The organism is Actinomycetospora sp. 2LY8.5 (assembly GCF_057180585.1).
Genome location: NZ_JBXUHE010000002.1, coordinates 287,207 through 305,410 on the forward strand (window position 1 = coordinate 287,207; position 18,204 = coordinate 305,410).

Genomic DNA, 18,204 nt, shown 5'->3' on the forward strand with positions numbered 1-18,204 from the left:
CCGGGTGTCCAGACGGCCGCCGGGTGGCCGTGCGACCACCCGTGCGACCACCCGTGCGACCACCCGTGCGACCACCCGTGCGACCGGGGCGCGACCGGGCTGCGACCGGCGGGCCCGACGCTCGGGCCCCCGAGGCGAGGAGGTCCCGACATGCTGGCCGTCCGACTGCACACCTACGGCGAGGCACCGCGGCTGGAGGAGGTGCCCGAGCCGACGATCACCGGGCCGCACGACGTGATCGTGGAGGTCACCGGCGCGGGCGTGTGCCGCACCGACCTGCACATCCGCGACGGCTGGTTCGCGCCCGCGGTGCCCACCCAGCTCCCGTTGACCCTGGGGCACGAGAACACCGGCCGGGTCGTCGAGGTCGGGTCGGCGGTGGCGAACGTGGCGGTGGGCGACACGGTCATCTGCCACCCGCAGTCGTCGTGCGGGACGTGCCCGGCCTGCCGGACGGGCGACGACATGCGCTGCGTACGCGGGCTCGACTTCACCGGGCTGACCCGGGCCGGCGGCTTCGCCGAGCGGATGCGCACCAGCGACCGGGCGGTGCTGCTCCTGCCGAAGGAGCTCGACGCCGTCGAGGTCGCGCCGCACGCCGACGCCGGCCTCACCGTCATGCACGCGGTGCGCAAGGCGGTGCCGCTCCTGGGGCCGGGCACCACGGTCGTCGTCGTCGGCGTCGGCGGGCTCGGCCACATCGCCGTGCAGTGCCTGGCGGCGCTGACCTCCGCGCGGATCGTCGCCGTCGACCCCGACCCGGACGCGCTCGCCCTCGCCGCCGACGTCGGCGCCCACCACGAGGTTCTCGCCGACGGCGCGCAGGGCGCGGCCGTCGCCGCGCTGACCGCCGGGGCGGGGGCCCACGTGGTGGTCGACTTCGTGGGCGAGGGCGACGCGGTCGCGTCCGCGCTGGGGATGGTGCGCGCCCGCGGCACCTACCTGCTGGTGGGCTACGGCGGGGAGCTCCGGGTGCCGACCTTCGCCCTGGTGCTGCCCGAGATCAGCGTCGTCGGCAACGCCGTGGGGACCCACGACGACCTGCGGGAGCTCATCGAGCTCGCCGCGGGCGGGCGGGTCACGGTGCGCACGCGCAGCTACCCGCTCGACGCGTTCGCCGACGCGTTCGCCGACCTCGAGGCGGGTCGGGTCCACGGCCGGGCGGTGCTCGTTCCGTGAGGGACGGCCCTCGACCCGGTGACGGGCCCGCCGCGCGGTGGACACCTCCCGGGGAGATCGAGCGGCCTGCGTAGCATCACGGGCCGTGATCCGGCTGGAGAACGTCACGAAGGTCTACCCGACCTCCACGCGGCCGGCCCTCGACGACGTCAGCGTCGCGGTCGAGCGGGGCGAGTTCGTCTTCCTCATCGGGCCCTCCGGGTCTGGCAAGTCGACGCTGCTGCGTCTGCTGCTGCGCGCGGACGTGCCGACCGGCGGCACGGTCTGGGTCGCGAACTGGAACGTCGGGCGGCTCGCGCGCCGGCGGGTGCCGCGGCTGCGCCAGCGGATGGGATGCGTGTTCCAGGACTTCCGCCTGCTGCCGAACAAGACCGTCGGCGAGAACGTGGCGTTCGCGCTCGAGGTGATCGGCAAGCCGCGGCACACGATCCGCACGGTCGTCCCCGAGGTGCTCGACATGGTCGACCTCGGCGGCAAGGCCGACCGGATGCCCTCCGAGCTCTCCGGCGGCGAGGCGCAGCGGGTCGCGATCGCGCGGGCGTTCGTCAACCGGCCGCTGGTGCTGCTCGCCGACGAGCCCACGGGCAACCTCGACCCCGAGACGGCCGGCGGGATCATGACGCTGCTCGAGCGGATCAACCGCACCGGCACGACGGTCCTCATGGCGACCCACGACCGGCAGATCGTCGACAGCATGCGGCGCCGCGTGGTGGAGCTCTCCGGTGGCAAGCTCGCGCGCGACGACGACCGGGGTGTCTACGGGACGGTTCGATAACCGTGCTGTTCGTCTGGAGAGAGGCGCTCGTCGGGCTGCGGCGCAACCTGACGATGTCGATCGCGATGATCATCACGACCGCGATCTCGCTGGGGCTGCTCGGCGCCGGTCTGCTCGCGGTGCGCACGATCGACCGCACCGAGGATCTCTACTACTCGCTCATCGCCGTCCAGGTCGCCCTGGACGAGCCGACCAGCGCCGACGACCCGGACTGCTCGACGCCGGTGTGCCGTGACCTGCGCACCGAGCTCGAGGGCAACCCGCTGGTCGCCTCGGTGGACTACGAGAGCCGCGACGCCGCGTTCGCGCGCTTCCAGCGCATCTACGAGGGCCAGTCGATCCTGCAGCTCGTCCGCCCGCAGAGCCTGCCCGCGACGCTGCGGGTGACGATGGCCGACCCGCTGCGCGGCACCGAGATCGTCCAGCAGTTCACCGGGCGCCCCGGGGTGCGCAACGTCGTCGACCAACGCAGCACGGTCGCGGACCTGTTCTCGTTCCTCGGCAGCGTGCGCAACGCGACGTTCGGGCTCGCCGTCGTGCAGGCCCTCGCGGCGGTGCTGCTGATCTCCAACACCATCCAGCTCTCGGCGTTCACCCGGCGTACCGAGGTCGGGATCATGCGGCTCGTCGGCGCCACGCGCTGGTACACGCAGGTGCCGTTCCTCATCGAGGCGGTGGTCACCGGCGTCGTCGGGGCCCTGCTCGCCACGGGCGGGCTGGTCGCGGCGAAGGCGTTCTTCCTCGACCGTCTGCTCTCCGGCCGGCTCCTGGCCAACACGATCCCGCCGATCGGGATGAGCGACGTGCTCGGTTACGTTGGACCCGTACTGGTGGTGGTCGGCGCGGTGATCGCCACCGCCACGGGGTACGTCACCCTGCGGGTGTACGTCAGGAGCTAGGGAGGTGTGCGTTGGCCAGGACGAAGACCCCACCTCACACACTGCCGACCAAGGCCAGCAGCAACCGCCCGGAGGAGCGGCGCAAGGTCGTCGCCACCAACCGCAAGGCGAGGTACGACTACACCATCCTCGACGTCTACGAGGCGGGGATCGCGCTGCAGGGCACCGAGGTCAAGAGCCTGCGCGCCGGGCACGTGTCGCTGAACGACGCGTTCGCCGAGGTGCGTGACGGCGAGGTGTGGCTGCGCGGCCTGCACATCCAGGAGTACGACTTCGGCTCCTGGACCAACCACGAGCCCCGCCGCGTGCGCAAGCTGCTGCTGCACCGCTCCGAGATCGCTCGCCTCGTCGGCAAGACCCGGGAGACCGGGCACACCCTGGTGCCGCTCTCGCTGTACTTCAGCGGGGGCCTCTGCAAGGTCGAGCTCGCCCTGGCCCGCGGCAAGGCGAAGCACGACAAGCGCGAGGCGATGGCCGAGCGCGACGCCAAGCGCGAGGCCGAGCGGATCGTCGGTCGGCGGATCAAGGGGTGGTGACCCGGCTGGACCGGGACCCCTTGGGGTCGCCGCCGGTCGACGACGCCGACATCCCGGCCTGGGTGGCCGCGACGGGCGTCGACGGTCTGGTCGACATTCACGTGCACTTCCTGCCCGACCGGATGCTGCAGAAGGTATGGGCGTTCTTCGACCGGGCGCAGGAGAACTACGGGCGCGCCTGGCCGATCCACTACCGCCAGCCCGAGCAGACGCGGATCGACCTCCTGCGGGGCTTCGGGGTGCGGACGTTCGCGCCGCTGGTCTACCCGCACAAGCCGGACATGGCGGCGTGGCTGACGTCGTGGGCCCTGGAGTGGGCGGCCGAGGTGCCCGAGGCGGTTCCGACCGCGACGCTCTACCCGGAGGACTCGGTCACGACCTACCTCGGGGACGCGCTCGACGCCGGGGCGCGGGCGGTGAAGGTGCATGTCCAGGTCGGCGACTTCGACCCCCGCGACCCCCGGCTGGACCGCGCGTGGGGGCTGATCGCCGAGGCCGGCGTGCCGGCGATCGTGCACTGCGGGGACGGCCCGCGGCAGGGTACGTACACGGGCATGGACGTGTTCACCGAGGTGCTCGAGCGCCACCCGCGGCTGACCGCGGTGATCGCGCACGCCGGGCTGCCCGAGTACGACCGGACGCTGAGGCTGCTCGACCGTTTCGAGAACGTCCACCTCGACACGACGATGGTCGGGACGCCCTACACCGAGGAGTTCGCGCCCGTGCCCGCCGACTGGCCCGCGCGGCTGGTCGGCGTCGCCGACCGGGTGGTGCTGGGCACCGACTTCCCGAACATCCCCTACGGCTACCACCACCAGCTCGCCGCGATCGCGGGCTGGGCGGCCGCCGACGACCGCCTCGGCGTCCCGTTCCTGCGCTCGGTGCTGCACGATGCGCCGGCGCGGCTGTTGCAGGTGGCCTCCCCGGTGGGATGAACCCGGCGGGATGAACCCGGTGGGATGAAGCGGGCACCGGGGAGCGTTATGATCGTGGGCCCGCACCGCGCGGGACCGAGGGGGTGACTGGTTTCGACTCCGAGTGGTTCATCAGGAGAAGCGTGCCGAGGAAGGCGACGATGATCTCGTTAACCATGCGTCGCAAAGAAATAAGCGCCGAGAGTTCTCAGCGCGACTTCCAGCTCGCTGCCTGAGCAGCGGGTAGGGAAGTCTGTCGGCCCGGGTTCGTCACCGACCCGGTCGCCGGCATCAGCTAGGTGACTCACCACCGGGCCCGGTCACGGGGCCCGGTCGGGACATCTCACAGTGACTGGGATCGTCACACCGGCCCGTCCGCAGGACCGGTGGATCCGAGCAGAGACGACGCGGACTGCGCACGGAGAAGTCCTGGTTGCTGATCGGAGGACCCGGGTTCGATTCCCGGCACCTCCACCACGTCGAGATCGACGACGCGCCGGAGAGCGCACGCTCTCCGGTCCGTCGTCGTTGGACCGGTCAGCTCTGTCCGATAGGCCGGTCGACTCAGCGTGAGGACAAGCGCTACCGTGGGCGCCCGGTGCTCACTCGTCCGGAGGAGCACAGCTCGGTGAGGGGGTGCGCGGTGGCCACGGAGCCCGACGACGAGCCGCTCCCGTCCACGGACGGCGGTTCCCCGCTCGCCGGGAGGGCAGATGCGTGGCCGGGCGCCGTCGACGCCGCGACCCGCGGTCTGGATGCGGTTCTCGGCCGCGAGGTCGCGATGGTGACGCTGCCCCCGGCCCGGGGCGACGACCTGGTCGTGCGCACCGAGCAGGTCCGCCGCCTCGCCGCCCTGCACCACGCGCACCTGGTCGAGGTGTTCGACGTCGACGGCCTCACCGAGGGCTCCGAGAGCACGCTCGTGCTCCAGAGCGTCGCCGGGCGGGTCCTCGAGCGCGGTGCCGACCTGGGGCGCTGGGCGCCGATCTCCGTCGCCGAGGTCGGCGCGCAGGTCGCCTCGGCGCTCGCGCACGCCCACGGGCGCGGCGTGGTCCACGGCGGCATCGGGCCCGCGAGCCTGGTCCTCGGTGGCACGCCCGGTGCGCCCTACGCCTGGCTCACGGGCTTCACCGCCGCCCTGCACCCGGCGCCGCCGTCGACGCCCGAGTCCCCCGAGAGCGTCGCCGAGCCCGAGACGCCCGTGCCCTCGCGGCCCGACGACGACGTCGCCGACCTCGGGCGCGCCCTGGCGGCCGTCCTCGACCCGGCCGCGCCCGCCGCGCCCGCGCTCCAGCAGGCCCTCGACGACATGGTGCACGGCCGGGTCGGTGCCCGGGGGGCCGCGGAGGCGCTCGCCGGTGTCGTCGAGATCCTGCGGCACGTCGACGAGGACGAGACGAGCTTCGTGCCGGTCGCACTGCCGGTCCCGACGCCGGCACCCGAGCCCACCGAGGTCGTCGCCGCACCGCGGCCGCCCTCCGAGCCCGTGGCCGTCCCCGCGCCCGCACTGCCCGGCCGCCGGCGCCGGATGGCCGGACGCGGCGTGCAGTTCGCCACCCTGGGCGGGGCCGCGCTCGCGCTCGCCGCCGCGTCGGGGTTCGTGCTCTGGTCCAGCCACGACCCGGGCACGCCCCGGGAGCTCGGGGTCTCCGATCTCACGACGCCGGCCGGGCCCGACCCCGCTCCGGTGGCGGTCCCCCCGCCCGGCTCGTCGTCGAGCACGACCGACGAGACCGTCTCGGACGACGAGGACGGCACCACGCAGCGCGGCACCACCACGCGCAGCCCGATCACCCGTGACGTCACGACGGTGCCGGGCCCCACCGGCCTGCCGGTGCCGCCGCCGCTGCCCCCGACCGTCCCGCCGACCACGGTGTCGCCGACCACGGCGCCGACCGTGCCCACCACGGAGCCGACGACCGGGCCGACGGAGCCCACGGAGCCCACGGGCCCCACCGAACCCACCGCGCCGAGCACCACCACCACGCGCCCCGACGGCGCGCGCGGGGCGACGCTCGCTGCTCCGTGATCCCGCCCTGATCCCGTCCTGACCCGGGCCCCTGCGGGCGGTCCCGGCCACCGGGGAGCAGACTGCCGGTGGCCGTCGATCCGAGCGCGAAGGAGCCTGCGAGAAGGCGATGGGTGCCGCACCGCAGCGGGACCGCCCACCCGAGTGCCCTCCCGGCGACTCGGGGCGCGCGACCCTTCCCTGGGAGGTCTGGGCGCTGCTCGCAGGCAGCTTCCTCGTCGCGGCCGGCTACGGGATCGTCGCGCCCGCGCTGCCGGTGTTCGCCCGGAGCTTCGGGGTGGGGGTCACCGCCGCGTCCGCGGTGGTCAGCGCGCTGCCGGTGATGCGGCTGCTCTTCGCGCCGGTGTCGGGACGGCTCGTCGCCCGCACCGGCGAGCGCACGATGTACCTCACCGGCCTGCTGGTCGTCGCGGCGTCCACCGGGGCCTGCGCGCTCGCCACGACCTACACGCAGCTGCTCGTCTTCCGCGGGCTCGGCGGCATCGGCTCGACGATGTTCACCGTCTCGGCGTTCTCACTGATGTTCCGGCTGGCCCCCGAGGGGCGGCGCGGGCAGGCGAGCGGCCTGTTCACCGGCGCGTTCCTGCTCGGCGGGGTCACCGGGCCGGCGTTCGGCGGCCTGCTCGTCGCGGTCGACCTGCGCGCGCCGTTCGTCGTCTACGCGCTGGCGCTGGTGCTGGCGACGATCGTGGTCGGGGCGCTGCTCGCGCGGTCGCGGCAGGTCGGCGTGCGGCGCGACGGCACGCAGGAGACGCCGCTGACGATCGGCGCCGCGCTCCGCAGCCCGACGTACCGCGCGGCGCTGGTGTCGAGCCTGGCGACGGGCTGGGCGGTGCAGGGCGTCCGTGTCGCGCTCGTGCCGTTGTTCGTCGCCGTGGCGCTGGGCCGCGAGCCGGTGTGGGCGGGGATCGCGCTCACGGTGTTCGCGGTCGGTGACGGCCTCGTGCTCCTCGCGACGAGCGGTCTGTCGGACCGGCGCGGTCGCCGCCCCGTGGTCGTCGCCGGGCTCGGGCTGGTCACGCTCGGGACCGCGGCGATCGCGCTCGCCCAGCTGCCGGGGGCGCTCGGGCTCGTGGTGCTGCTCGCCGCGTCCGCGATCGCCGGCGCGGGGGCGGGGCTGCTGCAGCCGGCCCAGGGCGCGGCGGTGGCCGACCTCGTCGGCTCGCGGCGCAGCGGCGGCCCCGCGCTCTCGGGCTTCCAGATGGCCGCCGACGTCGGGGCGATCGTCGGCCCGATCGCGGCGGGGGCGCTCGCCGAGAACGCCTCGTTCCCCGTCGCCTTCGCGCTGAGCGCCGGGATCGCGCTGGTCGCCCTCGTCGCGTGGCAGCGGCTGCCCGGCGGTTCACCTCACGAGGGGCCGGGCAACCGCAGGCCATGAGCCGCGTTCCGACGGGCGTCGAGGACATCTACACCGAGAGCGTCGAGGCCGCGCTGGAGGAGGCGGGCGCGGAGCCGGACGCGCCGCTGTGGGTGTTCGGCGACCAGCTCGGCCCGGCCGTGCACGCCCTGCCGCAGCACGCGGACCGCGAGGTCGTGCTCGTCGAGTCCGCCGCCGTCCGGCGCCGGCGCCGCTACCACCGCCAGAAGCTGCACCTCGTGCTGTCGGGGATGCGCCACCTCGCCGCCGAGCTGGGCGACCGCGCCACCTACCACCGCACGGAGACCTACCGCGAGGCGCTGGAGAAGGTCGGGCGCCCGGTCGTCGTACACCAGCCGACGTCGCACACGGCCGTGGAGTTCGTGGAGCGGCTGCGGACGGACGGCCTCGTGGCCGCGATGCTGCCGCCGACGACGTTCGCGCGTCCCCGGGCCGAGTTCGAGGCCTGGGCGGTGGGCGGCACGGAGCGTTCAGGGGAGCGCGCCGACAGGGGAGCTTCCGCGCCGCAGGCCGAGGGCCGCCGCTCCTTCACGATGGAGAACTTCTACCGCGACCAGCGGCAGCGCTTCGACGTGCTGATGGAGGGCGACCGGCCGGTCGGCGGCACGTGGAACCTCGACCACGACAACCGCGAGCCCCCGCCGAGAGCCGACAAGAAGGGTGACCGGGCGACCCTCGGCGTCCCGGACCCCTGGTGGCCGACCGAGGACGAGATCGACGAGCAGGTCCGCCGCGACCTCGACGCCGCCGCCGAGAAGGGGGACCTCCCGACGGTCGGCGAGGACGGGCCGCGCCTGTTCGCCGTGACGCCCGACGAGGCCCGCAAGGCCCTGCAGCGGTTCGTCGAGCAGCGCCTCGACCCGTTCGGCCCCTACGAGGACGCGATCCTCGCCGACGACCCGTGGATGGCGCACTCGCTGCTCTCGGTGCCCCAGAACCTCGGCGTCCTGCACCCGCTCGAGGCCGTGCACGCCGCCGAGCAGGCGTACCACGACGGGACGGCGCGCCTGAACTCCGTCGAGGGCTTCGTGCGCCAGATCCTGGGGTGGCGCGAGTACGTCTGGCACCTCTACTGGCACTTCGGGAAGGGCTACTCGACGCGCAACGAGATGGACCACCGCAAGAACCTGCCCCGCTGGTGGACCGAGCTCGACGGCGACGGCGTGACCGCGGCGTGCCTGTCGTCGGCGCTGGCCGGGGTCCGCGACCGCGGATGGGTGCACCACATCCCGCGCCTCATGGTGCTGGGCAACCACGCCCTGCAGCGCGAGTACCGCCCGAGCGCGCTGTCCGAGTGGTTCACGACGTCGTTCGTCGACGGGTTCGCCTGGGTGATGCCGCCCAACGTCGTCGGTATGAGCCAGCACGCCGACGGCGGGCAACTCGCGACGAAGCCGTACGCGTCCGGCGGGGCCTACATCAACAAGATGTCCGACCACTGCGGCGACTGCGCCTTCGACCCGAAGGTCCGCGTGGGGGACGAGGCCTGTCCCTTCACCGCCGGCTACTGGCAGTTCGTGCACCGCCACCGCGACCGCCTGCAGGGCAACCAGCGCACCGCCCGCGCGGTGGCCACGATGGACCGCCTGAAGGACCTGGACGCGGTGCTCGAACAGGAGCACGGCCGCCGCGGTTTCTAGCCCGTCGGTGGTCGCCTCGGCGGGGCACCCCCACGCCCGGACGCCGTCCACCGGCGTGTAACGTTGCGTCGCGTTGGGGCTGTGGCGCAGCTGGTAGCGCATCACACTGGCAGTGTGAGGGTCAGGGGTTCGAGTCCCCTCAGCTCCACCCCAGGACCGAGGCCCGTCGACACCGGTCGGCGGGCCTTCGTCGTCTCCGTGACAGCGGGCGTTGACAGCAACGGGCTCACTCCTGGGGGCGGTCGCGGTCGAGTTCGGCGTTGAGCACGTCGAGGGCCTGGCGCTGGACGTCGAGCCTGACGTGGGCGTAGACGTTCATGGTCATGTCCATGGCGGAGTGGCCGACGTGGAGCCGTACGCGGCGGAACCCGTACTTCCGACACAGCGCACCGAAGTCCCGCGAGACGGAGCATCCCGGCCCTTGACCCCGGGATCATCGACCAGCAGGAACTGCCGGTTCTGCCCGTGGCCGGCGCTGGGAGCCCGGATGGCGGCCTCCACCATCCCGCGCTGGACCCTCGACCGGGACCGGATCGGGTCGGACCCGTCGCATGGCTCGCATGGCTCGCGTGGTGTACGGGGCCTCGTGCAGGTCCATCGGGGTTCATACTCCCGTTCGGCGGCCCCCCTCGCGCATCACCGACCACACCAGCGATCGCTCGTGCTCGAGCGCCGCTCAGAGCGCCCGGCAGTCGCCCGACGGTGGCCGTTCGTGTGGGAGCCGGATCGATCCCCGGCGGGTGGGTGCTGCCGGCGATTCCACCCGTGGTCCGTCGGAGGATCCGCGTCCTCGTCCAGAGGGTCCTCGAGTCCTTCGTCTCCGGACACGACTCCGGGACGTACGACCGTGGTTGACGATGACAACCGGCGTGTCTAGGGTGGTTGACGTCGTCAACCACGCCTTCGGGCGCGACGGAGGTCCGATCATGTCCGGGTCCCCACGTCCTGTCGCCGTCGTCACCGGCGCGAGTTCCGGCGTCGGTCGGTCGACCGCGATCCTCCTGGCCGGTGAGGGCCACGATCTTGTCCTCGTCGGCCGTGACGTGGACCGTCTGGAGGCGACGGCCGCGAGCGCCCGGTCTCTCGGTCCGCAGGTGAGCGTCCGTATCCGCACCGTCGACCTCGCCGAGCTCGCCGAGGTCCGCGCTCTGGCGGACGAGCTCGCGCAGGACCCGCCACAGGTCGTGGTGAGCAACGCCGCGCTGATCCCCCCGGTCGATGCGCGGAACTCCCAGGGGCTGCCGCTCTCGCTGGTCGTCAACCACCTCGCCCCCTACCTCCTGATGCGGATGCTCGTGGCGCCGATCGGGAGCCGCCCGGCGAGGTTCGTCGTCGTCGGCGGCCTCCCCTCGGCACTGAGCCGTACCCCTGCGGATCTCGACGACCTCGAACTCCGTGATCCCCGCAGGCTGGGCCGGCCGCGGACGTTGCGCCCGGTCATCGCCTACGGGCGTACCAAGAGCATGAACTTGATGTTCGTCAACGGTCTGGATGCGCGCCTGCCCCGGTCGGGCGGCGTGACCATCGCGGGGGCTCACCCCGGTGTGATGCGCGGTACGCGCCTCGACCGCCACGACCGCGGTGCCGCTCGGATCCTCGGCTGGGTGTGGAGTCGGATGGCGCGGGACACGGTCGAGGACGCGGCCGCTCGGATGGTCTGGCTCGCGACCGACCCGGTGCTCGAGGGCGAGTCGGGCTTCTACGTGGTCGGTCGCTCGGTCGCCGACACGCCGTGGCACACCCGCGACCCGGAGCGCGTCGACCGCCTCTGGAACCTGAGCGCCGCACTCGTGGGCCTGGAGCCGTGAGACGCGCCGGCGACATCGCCGAGGGCGCCGCACCTGCTGGCCGCGAGCGGGTGCAGGAGTCCGGTCGTCGTCGCCTCGGATGACGTCGTCAACCATCCGATACGGGCTGAAGTTGACGATGTCAACCTTGCGGATAGCATGGCCGGATGACCCCGTCGACCCGTGACGCGATCGTGGCGGCCGCCACGGCGCTGCTCGACGAGGGGGGTGTCGCGGCGGTCACTCTGCGCGAGGTCGGCCGTCGCGCGGGGGTGTCGCACAACGCCCCGTACAAGCACTTCGCCGACAAGGAGGCACTGCTCGCCGCGGTGGCCGCGCGCGAACTCGACGCCTACGCGACCCTCGTCGGCTCCGGCGACAAAGGCGTCACGGCAGCGGTGGGCTCCTACCTCGACCGGGCGTTGCGCCATCCGGCCCGATTCCGGCTGGTGTTCGGACGGTGGACGGTGGACGACGCCGAGCTCGGACGGGCCGCCGATACTGCCGCCGCCGCGTTGCTCGTGGCGGTCACGGCCGGACAGCGCAGCGGCGAGCTGCCCGCCGGCGACCCGGTCGCGCTCGCCGAACTGCTCCGCGCGACCGCTCATGGCGCGATCGAGCTCGAACTCGGGGGGCATCTCGCGAAGGGCGGCTCCACCACCACGCCCGCCGACCTCCTGGACCGACTGCTCGCTGTCCTGGCCAGATGACCGCCCGGGCGGAACGGCTGTTGATCTGACCGGGGGAGCTGACGGCAACCCGCTGCACCCCGGCGCCTCTGGCGGGGTCCGGCGTCGGCGCAATGCCCCGGTCGGGAGCGTCGGTGCGGTACCGGCCCGATGGCGCGCCCGAGGAGGGTGACGCCGAGCGTGTGACGAGTCACAGGCGTTCGCTCGCGATCCACTCGTCCGGGCTCGCGCGTCGTCCCGCGTCGACCCCCCGTTCCGGCCGCCACCAGGGCCCTGCGCTGCGCTGATCCATGATCGTGCGCTCGCGGGCCGTCGGGGACCGGCGGACCACCCGATGCGGTACCCGAGTTGACCGTTCACCGGGATCGGATCACGCTTCCCCCACGCTCACTGAGCGTTATCAGCTTGCTACGGGGGGTAGCCGAGTGTCGCTGTCGAGAACTTTCGTCGTCGGGGCCGGGGTGGTGGGGACCGCCACCGGCGAGGGTCTCCTCGGTGGGGGGCACGACGTCACGTTCGTCGATGTCGCGCCGTCGCGGCTGGACGAGCTGCGGCGTCGTGGCCTCGACGCCCCGGCCACCCTCGATCGGCGGGGCGAGCCCGACGCCTTCGTCTTCCTCACGCTCCCGACCCCGCGCCAGGGGCGTTCCTACGACCTCCGGGCGTTCGCGGACGGCACCGCGGCGGCGGGTCGTGCGGCCGTGGTCGAGACGAACGAACGGACGGCCGCGGTCACCGGGGCCGGGGAGGTCGTGGGCGCCGCGCTCGATCCCGCCGACGTCACGGAGCTCGGCGTGGCGACGGCCCAGGCATGAGCCTGCCCTTCTACTACTACCTGCTCAGCACGCCGCTGGGCGTGCTGGGCCTGTTCCGGTGGGGATGCTGGCTGGTGCGCCGGATCCCGGCCGTGCTGTACCAGCCGTGGGGCGGCGACCATCGCGTGCCGCTGAGCATCGTCGTCCCGGTGTACCAGGAGGACCCCGAGGTCTTCACCGCGGCGATCGAGTCCTGGCTGGCCAACGGCGTCGACGAGGTCATTCTCGTCATCGACGTCGCGGACACCGAGTGCCGTTCCATCGCCGAGCACTACCCGGTGACGGTGCTCACCACGGACGTGCCGGGCAAGCGGGACGCGCTGCGCCGCGGCTGGGAGGCCGCCCGGACCGACCTGGTCGCGCTGGTCGACTCCGACACCATCTGGGCCGACGACGTGGCTGTCGAGGTGTGCAAACCGTTCGCCGACGCGCGCATCGGGGGCGTCGGTACCCGCCAGAGCGTCTACGGCTCGTCCGGGTTCCTGGCCCGCATGACCGACATGTTCCTCGACCACCGCTACTTCGACGAGAACGCCAGCCAGAGTCTCCTCGGCCACGCCGTCTCGTGCCTGTCCGGGCGCACCGCCATCTACCGGCGCCATCTCCTGCTCGAGGTCTCCGAGGAGTTCATGACGGAGACGTTCTGGGGGGTGCCGTGCCTGTCGGGCGACGACAAGCGGCTGACGACGCTGATCGAGGAGCGCGGCCACCGCACCTTCATGCAGCGCACCGCCCGGGTGTGGTCGACCTTCCCGGACACCTGGCGGGTGTTCTTCAAGCAGCGACTGCGCTGGGCGCGCAACACCTGGCGCTCGGACCTGCGCGCGCTCTCCCGCCGCTGGGTGTGGCGTCGCCCGTTCCTCGCCTACACCATGGTCGACAAGGGCGTCAGCAGCTTCACCCTGCTGCTCGGCCCGGCCTTCATGATCTACGCGGTGGTCCAGGCCCACTACGCGTTCGCCGCGGTCCTGGCCGCCTGGTGGTACGTCAGTCGCTCGGCCAAGCTGCTGCCCCACCTGCGGCGCCGGCCCTCGTCGTTGCTGTTCGTCCCCGGCTACGTCGTCGTGTCGTGGGTGCTCGCCCTCATCAAGATCGCGGCGCTGCTCACGATCCGCCGGCAGCGCTGGCTGACCCGGTCGGTGGCGGTCGAGGACGGTGTGGTGGTGCGCACGACCTCGACCCCGGGGGCGGTGCCGGCCGCGGGGACGACCGGGGCCGTCGAGGGCACCTCTCCCGCGGCGGTGGGAGGAGGGCGCGGGTGACTCCGCCATGGCGCGCCGTGGCGCACGCCGGGGCGGGCGTGGTCGTCGCGTCCGTGCTCGCCGGCGCCCTGGCCGCCGCGTTGGTGCTGGGCGCCTCCGGGAGTCCCGCGGTCGACTCGTCGGTGGTGCCGCGCGAGGTCGCCGTCCGGCAGGCCGCGCCCGATCTCGGCACCGACTCCTCGCTGTCCGTGGCAGCGGCCCCCACCGCGGCCGAGCGCGCGCGTGCCCGGCGCGTCTGGGAGGACCGCGGGCGCCCGACGCGGCTGCTCGTCGTGCGCCCCGACTCGCTCGAGCTCGTCACGGGCGGCCGGCTCATCGGGGAGGTCGACGTGGGCCGCGGCGTGCTGACCGTGCCGCGGATGGCGGCCACGCTGCCCCCGGGCTGGCTGACCGTCCGCGGCGACGTCGCGAGCCTGGCCGCCCTGGTCAGCGTCGCCGAGGGCGGGCGGCTCGAGGTGTCCGGGGTCCGGCTGCTGGAGCTCGCCGCGGCGACCGACCCGGCACGCTCGGCCGGGCTGCACACCGCAGGTGGAGGCCGGACGATCGTGCGGGGCACGGCGGTGGCCGCGGTCGACCCCGTCACCCGGCGTCCTCTTCCGGCGGAGGCGGGCCGTCCCGCCCTCTCCGTCGGTGCCCGCGGCGCGCTCGACGTGCTCGACGCGACGGTGACCGGCCTCGGCACCGCGGGCGAGGCCGACACGACGGCGCGGGCCGCGATCGCCTACGGGCCCGGCGCGACGGGCTCGGTGGTACGCACGCGCTTCGTCGGCAACGGAACGGGTGTCTCGCTGCGGCGCACCGAGGGCGTCCGGCTCGACGCGGTGACCGTCGAGGCGTCCGCGGGCGACGGGGTCGTCCTCGACGAGGACCGGGCCACGGAGCTGGGCCCGCTGCGGGTGCACCGGAACCGGGGCGACGGCCTGGTGGTCGTCGGCGGGGCCGACCGCTCGCTCGGCGACGTCGACGCGGCCGACAACGGGGAGTACGGCGTCGTGCTGATCGACCAGCTGCGTCCGCGGCTGCACGACGTCACCACGGCCGACAACGGTGACGGCGGGATCCGTCTCAGCCGAGTCTCGGGAGGTGGTGTCGCCGACGTCCGCGCCACGAACGAGCCCACCGGGATCCTCGCCCACTTCAACACCACCGGCCTCGTCGTGGAGCGCGTCGAGACCACCGGCGGGCGGCGCGGGGTGATGACGGACAAGACGACGACCGACATGGTCGTGCGGAACGCGGTCGTCCGCGACGCCGGCTCGGCGGGTGTCAGCATCGGCGGGCGCGGAACGACCGTCGAGGGGCTGCGCACCACCGGCGCGGAGAGCGCCGTGCGGGTGGAGCACGGCGCGGGCTCCACCGCCCTGGTCGACGTGGTGGCCGCGGGCGGGAGCAACGGCATCGTCGCCGCGGCCGGGGCGACCGGGGTCGTCATCCGTGACCTGACCACCGAGGACATCACCGCCGACGGGGTGCGCACGGCCAGCGTGGGCACCCAGATCCACGGTGGCCGGATCCGAGGTGGTCACACCGGGCTGGACGTCGAGGCCGCCGCGACGATCACCGGCACGGTGCTGCAGGGAGCGGCGGAGGGTGTGGCGGCCACCGGAGGCGCGATGGTCCGGCTCGACCGGGTCGAGGTCGACGCCGTCGAGCGGGGGGTGTCGGCCGCCGCCGGGACCCCGGTCCTGCTCGTCGACTCGCGGGTGCACGCGCTCGAGTCGCTGCGTGGTGTGGTCGACCAGCGGGGGAGCAACGACGTCCTCCTGCCGCCGCTGAGCGTCCTGGGCGTGATCGGTGGGCCCTTGATCGTGCTGGCGCTGGTGCTCGAGGGCGTGCACGCGGTGCGGGGCCGGGGTCGCCGGAGTGATCGCGGCGAGGGGGACGGGCCGCCCGGTGCCTCGGCGCCGCCGTCGAGCCCCACCCGGTCGCCGGAGCGGCTGGTCACTCTCGAGGTGCGCGGATGAGGGGGCGCGGCGTGGGGGAGAGCACGAGCGGGAGGAGGAGCCGGTGAGGATCACGCGGCGCGCCGGCGCCCTGGTGGCGGTCCTGCTCCTCGGGCTCGCCGGCTGTGGGGCCTCGCTGCCCGAGGTGCGGGTCCGTCCGTCCGAGGCCGCCGTCCGGGGCACACCGGGCCTGACGCCCACGCAGTTCGCCGCGCTCGTGGGCAACGACCTGCGCATGACCGACCGAGGGTCGTTCGGGCTGGAGTCGGCGCAGCTGATCACCGAACCCGACGGCACCTCGGCGGTCCGTGCCCGGTACCCCGCGGGATCGGCCAGCCACGCCGCAGGCGGCCCCGAGGGCGGGCTGCAGTCCTACTTCGCCCTGCCCGGGGCCCCGGTCGACGCCCTCTCCCTCGAGTACCGCGTGCGTTTCCCGGCGGGCTTCGACTTCGTCCGGGGCGGCAAGCTGCCCGGCCTGTACGGCGGTTCGGTCAACAACGGCCAGAACATCCCCGACGGCACCAACGGTTTCTCCACCCGATTCATGTGGCGCGCCGACGGGGACGGTGAGGTCTACGCCTACCTCCCGACCTCCGAGCAGCACGGCACCTCACTGGGACGCGGCTGCTGGCGCTTCCCCACCGGCCGTTGGGCGACCGTCCGCCAGCGCGTGGTCCTCGACACCCCGGGCCGGGCGGACGGCACGGTGGAGGTGTGGCTCGACGACCGGCCCGTGTTCGCCGCGTCGGGGCTGACCTTCCGGACCACGCCCGCGCTGCGCATCGAGGGGGTGTTCTTCTCGACGTTCTTCGGCGGCGACGACGACGAGGACCGCACCCCCACCGACCAGTACGCCGACTTCGCCTCCTTCGTCGTCGCCCCGGCCGGCGACCCGCCTGCGCCCGGCTCGATGCCCGGATGCCGGGGACGCACGTGAGCGCGCTGCGGCGGTCCCCGCTGGGCCGGCTGGTCCTCGTGGCCGTGGTGGGGGCGCTGGCCCTGCCCGGGTGCTCGGCCCCACCGACGCCCGAGCCGCTGGTCCCGCGGGCGGTACCCGCGGCGCCGGCTCCGGATCCGGCCCGACCGTGCCTGCGTGACGCCGCGGGCGGGCCGTCGCCGGGACAGCTGCCCGCGCCCACCGCCGGTGGACCGGTCGCCGCGACGACCGACCCGGCGACCGGCACGGTGACGCTCACGGGCGGACGCGACGTCGAGCTCCCGGCGCTGGCCCGGGCGGTCCCGGCGGCGCTGCGGGAGGACGCTCCGGGCCGGTGGACGCTGCACGCGGGCCTGCGCATCGCGGCGGGCGCCTCGCTCCGTGTCACCGCGCCGTCGGTACGGCAGCTGCGGCTGACCAGCGAGGCAGGCCGGGTGGCCTCGGTGGTCGCCGACGGCGGCGGACTCGCGGTGGAGGGGACCTGCATCGTGTCGTGGGACCCGGGCCGTGGGCGCACCGACGGGGACCCTGCCGACGGTCGGGCGTTCCTCGCCGCGGAGCGGGGTGCGCGGATGGAGATTCATCGCGCCGAGCTGCACGACCTCGGGTTCGCCGACGTGGGCTCCTACGGTCTGAGCTGGCGAGGTCGGTCCACCACCGGCGAGATCACCGGGAGCCTCGTCACGGGCCTGCTCTACGGCCTCTACACCGCGGAGGTCCGCGGCCTGGCCGTCCGCGACAGCGAGTTCGCCCGCAACCTCGTCTACGGCGTCGACCCGCACACGGGCTCGTCAGCGCTGGTCATCGAGCGCAACGTCGTGCACGACAACGGCAAGCACGGGATCATCCTCGCCGAGGACTGCGTGGACAGCGTGGTGCGCGGCAACGTCGTGTACCGCAACGGTCACCACGGCATCGTGCTCCACGACGAGTCCGACCGGAACGTGGTCGAGGGCAACGAGAGCTTCGACAACGGCGTCCACGGGATCAACGTCAACAAGTCCGCCCGGACGACCGTGCGGGACAACGCGGTCTACGGCAACGGCGGGTCGGGCCTGGAGGTCACCGAGGTCTCGCGGGGCGTCGTGGTCGAGCGCAACCAGCTGCGGGGGAACCGGCAGGACGGCATGCGCCTCGTCGGCGGCTCCCAGGACGTGGCGGCCCGCGACAACGTGATCGGCGAGAACCACCGCTACGGGGTCCTGACCGACGAGGTGCCCGCCGACCTCGTCGGGAACACGGTGTTCGGGAACCGCGCCGGGCTGGTGCTCCGGGGCGCGGGCGGACCCCCGGACGGGGCCAACCAGGTCTTCGGCAACGAGACCGACGTCCGCGTCCGATGAGGAGGGCGGGCCCGCATCTACGACAGGGCGTCGTCACCCGACGCGCCCGCCCTGGTGGGTCCGGTTACGATCGCGGGG

General features: G+C 73.9%; 15 protein-coding genes, 1 tRNA gene and 1 other RNA gene. All 17 read left to right on the forward strand.

Translation table 11 applies throughout. The features are described from left to right. Nucleotides 1–150: 150 nt before the first annotated feature. The 17 genes from AC2A1K_RS03675 to AC2A1K_RS03755 all read left to right on the forward strand — a co-directional run bounded on the left by AC2A1K_RS03675 (nt 151) and on the right by AC2A1K_RS03755 (nt 18,126). Nucleotides 151–1,179, forward strand: a complete 1,029-nt coding sequence (locus tag AC2A1K_RS03675; protein ID WP_483894955.1) for an NAD(P)-dependent alcohol dehydrogenase — start codon at nt 151–153, stop codon at nt 1,177–1,179. Between the two features lie 85 nt (nt 1,180–1,264). Beyond that, on the forward strand, nt 1,265–1,954 hold the full coding sequence (gene ftsE / locus AC2A1K_RS03680) for a cell division ATP-binding protein FtsE (RefSeq protein ID WP_483894956.1): 690 nt from the start codon (nt 1,265–1,267) through the stop codon (nt 1,952–1,954). Next, nucleotides 1,951–2,853: a permease-like cell division protein FtsX gene (gene ftsX, locus AC2A1K_RS03685; protein WP_483895096.1), complete on the forward strand. Its 903-nt coding sequence runs from the start codon at nt 1,951–1,953 to the stop codon at nt 2,851–2,853. Before ftsE ends, ftsX begins: the two co-directional genes overlap by 4 nt. A gap of 41 nt (nt 2,854–2,894) precedes the next feature. Beyond that, on the forward strand, nt 2,895–3,389 hold the full coding sequence (gene smpB / locus AC2A1K_RS03690) for an SsrA-binding protein SmpB (RefSeq protein WP_483895097.1): 495 nt from the start codon (nt 2,895–2,897) through the stop codon (nt 3,387–3,389). Beyond that, a complete protein-coding gene (locus AC2A1K_RS03695; RefSeq protein WP_483894957.1) occupies nt 3,386–4,324 on the forward strand; it encodes an amidohydrolase family protein in 939 nt (312 codons plus the stop codon). The genes smpB and AC2A1K_RS03695 overlap by 4 nt, the downstream gene beginning before the upstream one ends. Nucleotides 4,325–4,403: 79 nt before the next feature. Further along, nucleotides 4,404–4,780: a transfer-messenger RNA gene (gene ssrA, locus AC2A1K_RS03700) on the forward strand. Between the two features lie 166 nt (nt 4,781–4,946). Continuing rightward, entirely contained in the window at nt 4,947–6,332 is a 1,386-nt protein-coding gene (locus tag AC2A1K_RS03705; protein WP_483894958.1) for a protein kinase family protein, read from the forward strand. Nucleotides 6,333–6,441: 109 nt separating this feature from the next. Further along, on the forward strand, nt 6,442–7,710 hold the full coding sequence (locus AC2A1K_RS03710; protein WP_483894959.1) for an MFS transporter: 1,269 nt from the start codon (nt 6,442–6,444) through the stop codon (nt 7,708–7,710). Further along, nucleotides 7,707–9,350 carry a cryptochrome/photolyase family protein gene (locus tag AC2A1K_RS03715; RefSeq protein ID WP_483894960.1) on the forward strand — a complete coding sequence of 548 codons (1,644 nt, stop codon included), beginning with the start codon at nt 7,707–7,709 and terminating at the stop codon, nt 9,348–9,350. Before AC2A1K_RS03710 ends, AC2A1K_RS03715 begins: the two co-directional genes overlap by 4 nt. 75 nt (nt 9,351–9,425) lie before the next feature. After that, nucleotides 9,426–9,498 (forward strand) — tRNA-Ala (locus AC2A1K_RS03720). Nucleotides 9,499–10,276: 778 nt separating this feature from the next. Further along, the gene (locus AC2A1K_RS03725) at nt 10,277–11,158 is read left to right on the forward strand and encodes an SDR family NAD(P)-dependent oxidoreductase (RefSeq protein WP_483894961.1); all 882 of its coding nucleotides are present in this window, start codon (nt 10,277–10,279) and stop codon (nt 11,156–11,158) included. Between the two features lie 146 nt (nt 11,159–11,304). Beyond that, nucleotides 11,305–11,847: a TetR/AcrR family transcriptional regulator gene (locus AC2A1K_RS03730; protein WP_483894962.1), complete on the forward strand. Its 543-nt coding sequence runs from the start codon at nt 11,305–11,307 to the stop codon at nt 11,845–11,847. A 269-nt stretch (nt 11,848–12,116) separates the two neighbouring features. Further along, the gene (locus tag AC2A1K_RS03735) at nt 12,117–12,641 is read left to right on the forward strand and encodes a 2-dehydropantoate 2-reductase N-terminal domain-containing protein (RefSeq protein WP_483894963.1); all 525 of its coding nucleotides are present in this window, start codon (nt 12,117–12,119) and stop codon (nt 12,639–12,641) included. Then, complete coding sequence (locus AC2A1K_RS03740) at nt 12,638–13,903, forward strand: glycosyltransferase (protein ID WP_483894964.1); 1,266 nt, start codon at nt 12,638–12,640, stop codon at nt 13,901–13,903. The genes AC2A1K_RS03735 and AC2A1K_RS03740 overlap by 4 nt, the downstream gene beginning before the upstream one ends. After that, a complete protein-coding gene (locus AC2A1K_RS03745) occupies nt 13,900–15,867 on the forward strand; it encodes a right-handed parallel beta-helix repeat-containing protein (RefSeq protein ID WP_483894965.1) in 1,968 nt (655 codons plus the stop codon). Before AC2A1K_RS03740 ends, AC2A1K_RS03745 begins: the two co-directional genes overlap by 4 nt. A 43-nt stretch (nt 15,868–15,910) precedes the next feature. Continuing rightward, nucleotides 15,911–16,783, forward strand: coding sequence for a polysaccharide lyase (locus AC2A1K_RS03750; protein ID WP_483894966.1), 873 nt, complete (start codon nt 15,911–15,913; stop codon nt 16,781–16,783). Then, the gene (locus tag AC2A1K_RS03755; RefSeq protein ID WP_483894967.1) at nt 16,780–18,126 is read left to right on the forward strand and encodes a right-handed parallel beta-helix repeat-containing protein; all 1,347 of its coding nucleotides are present in this window, start codon (nt 16,780–16,782) and stop codon (nt 18,124–18,126) included. The genes AC2A1K_RS03750 and AC2A1K_RS03755 overlap by 4 nt, the downstream gene beginning before the upstream one ends. Nucleotides 18,127–18,204 lie beyond the last annotated feature (78 nt).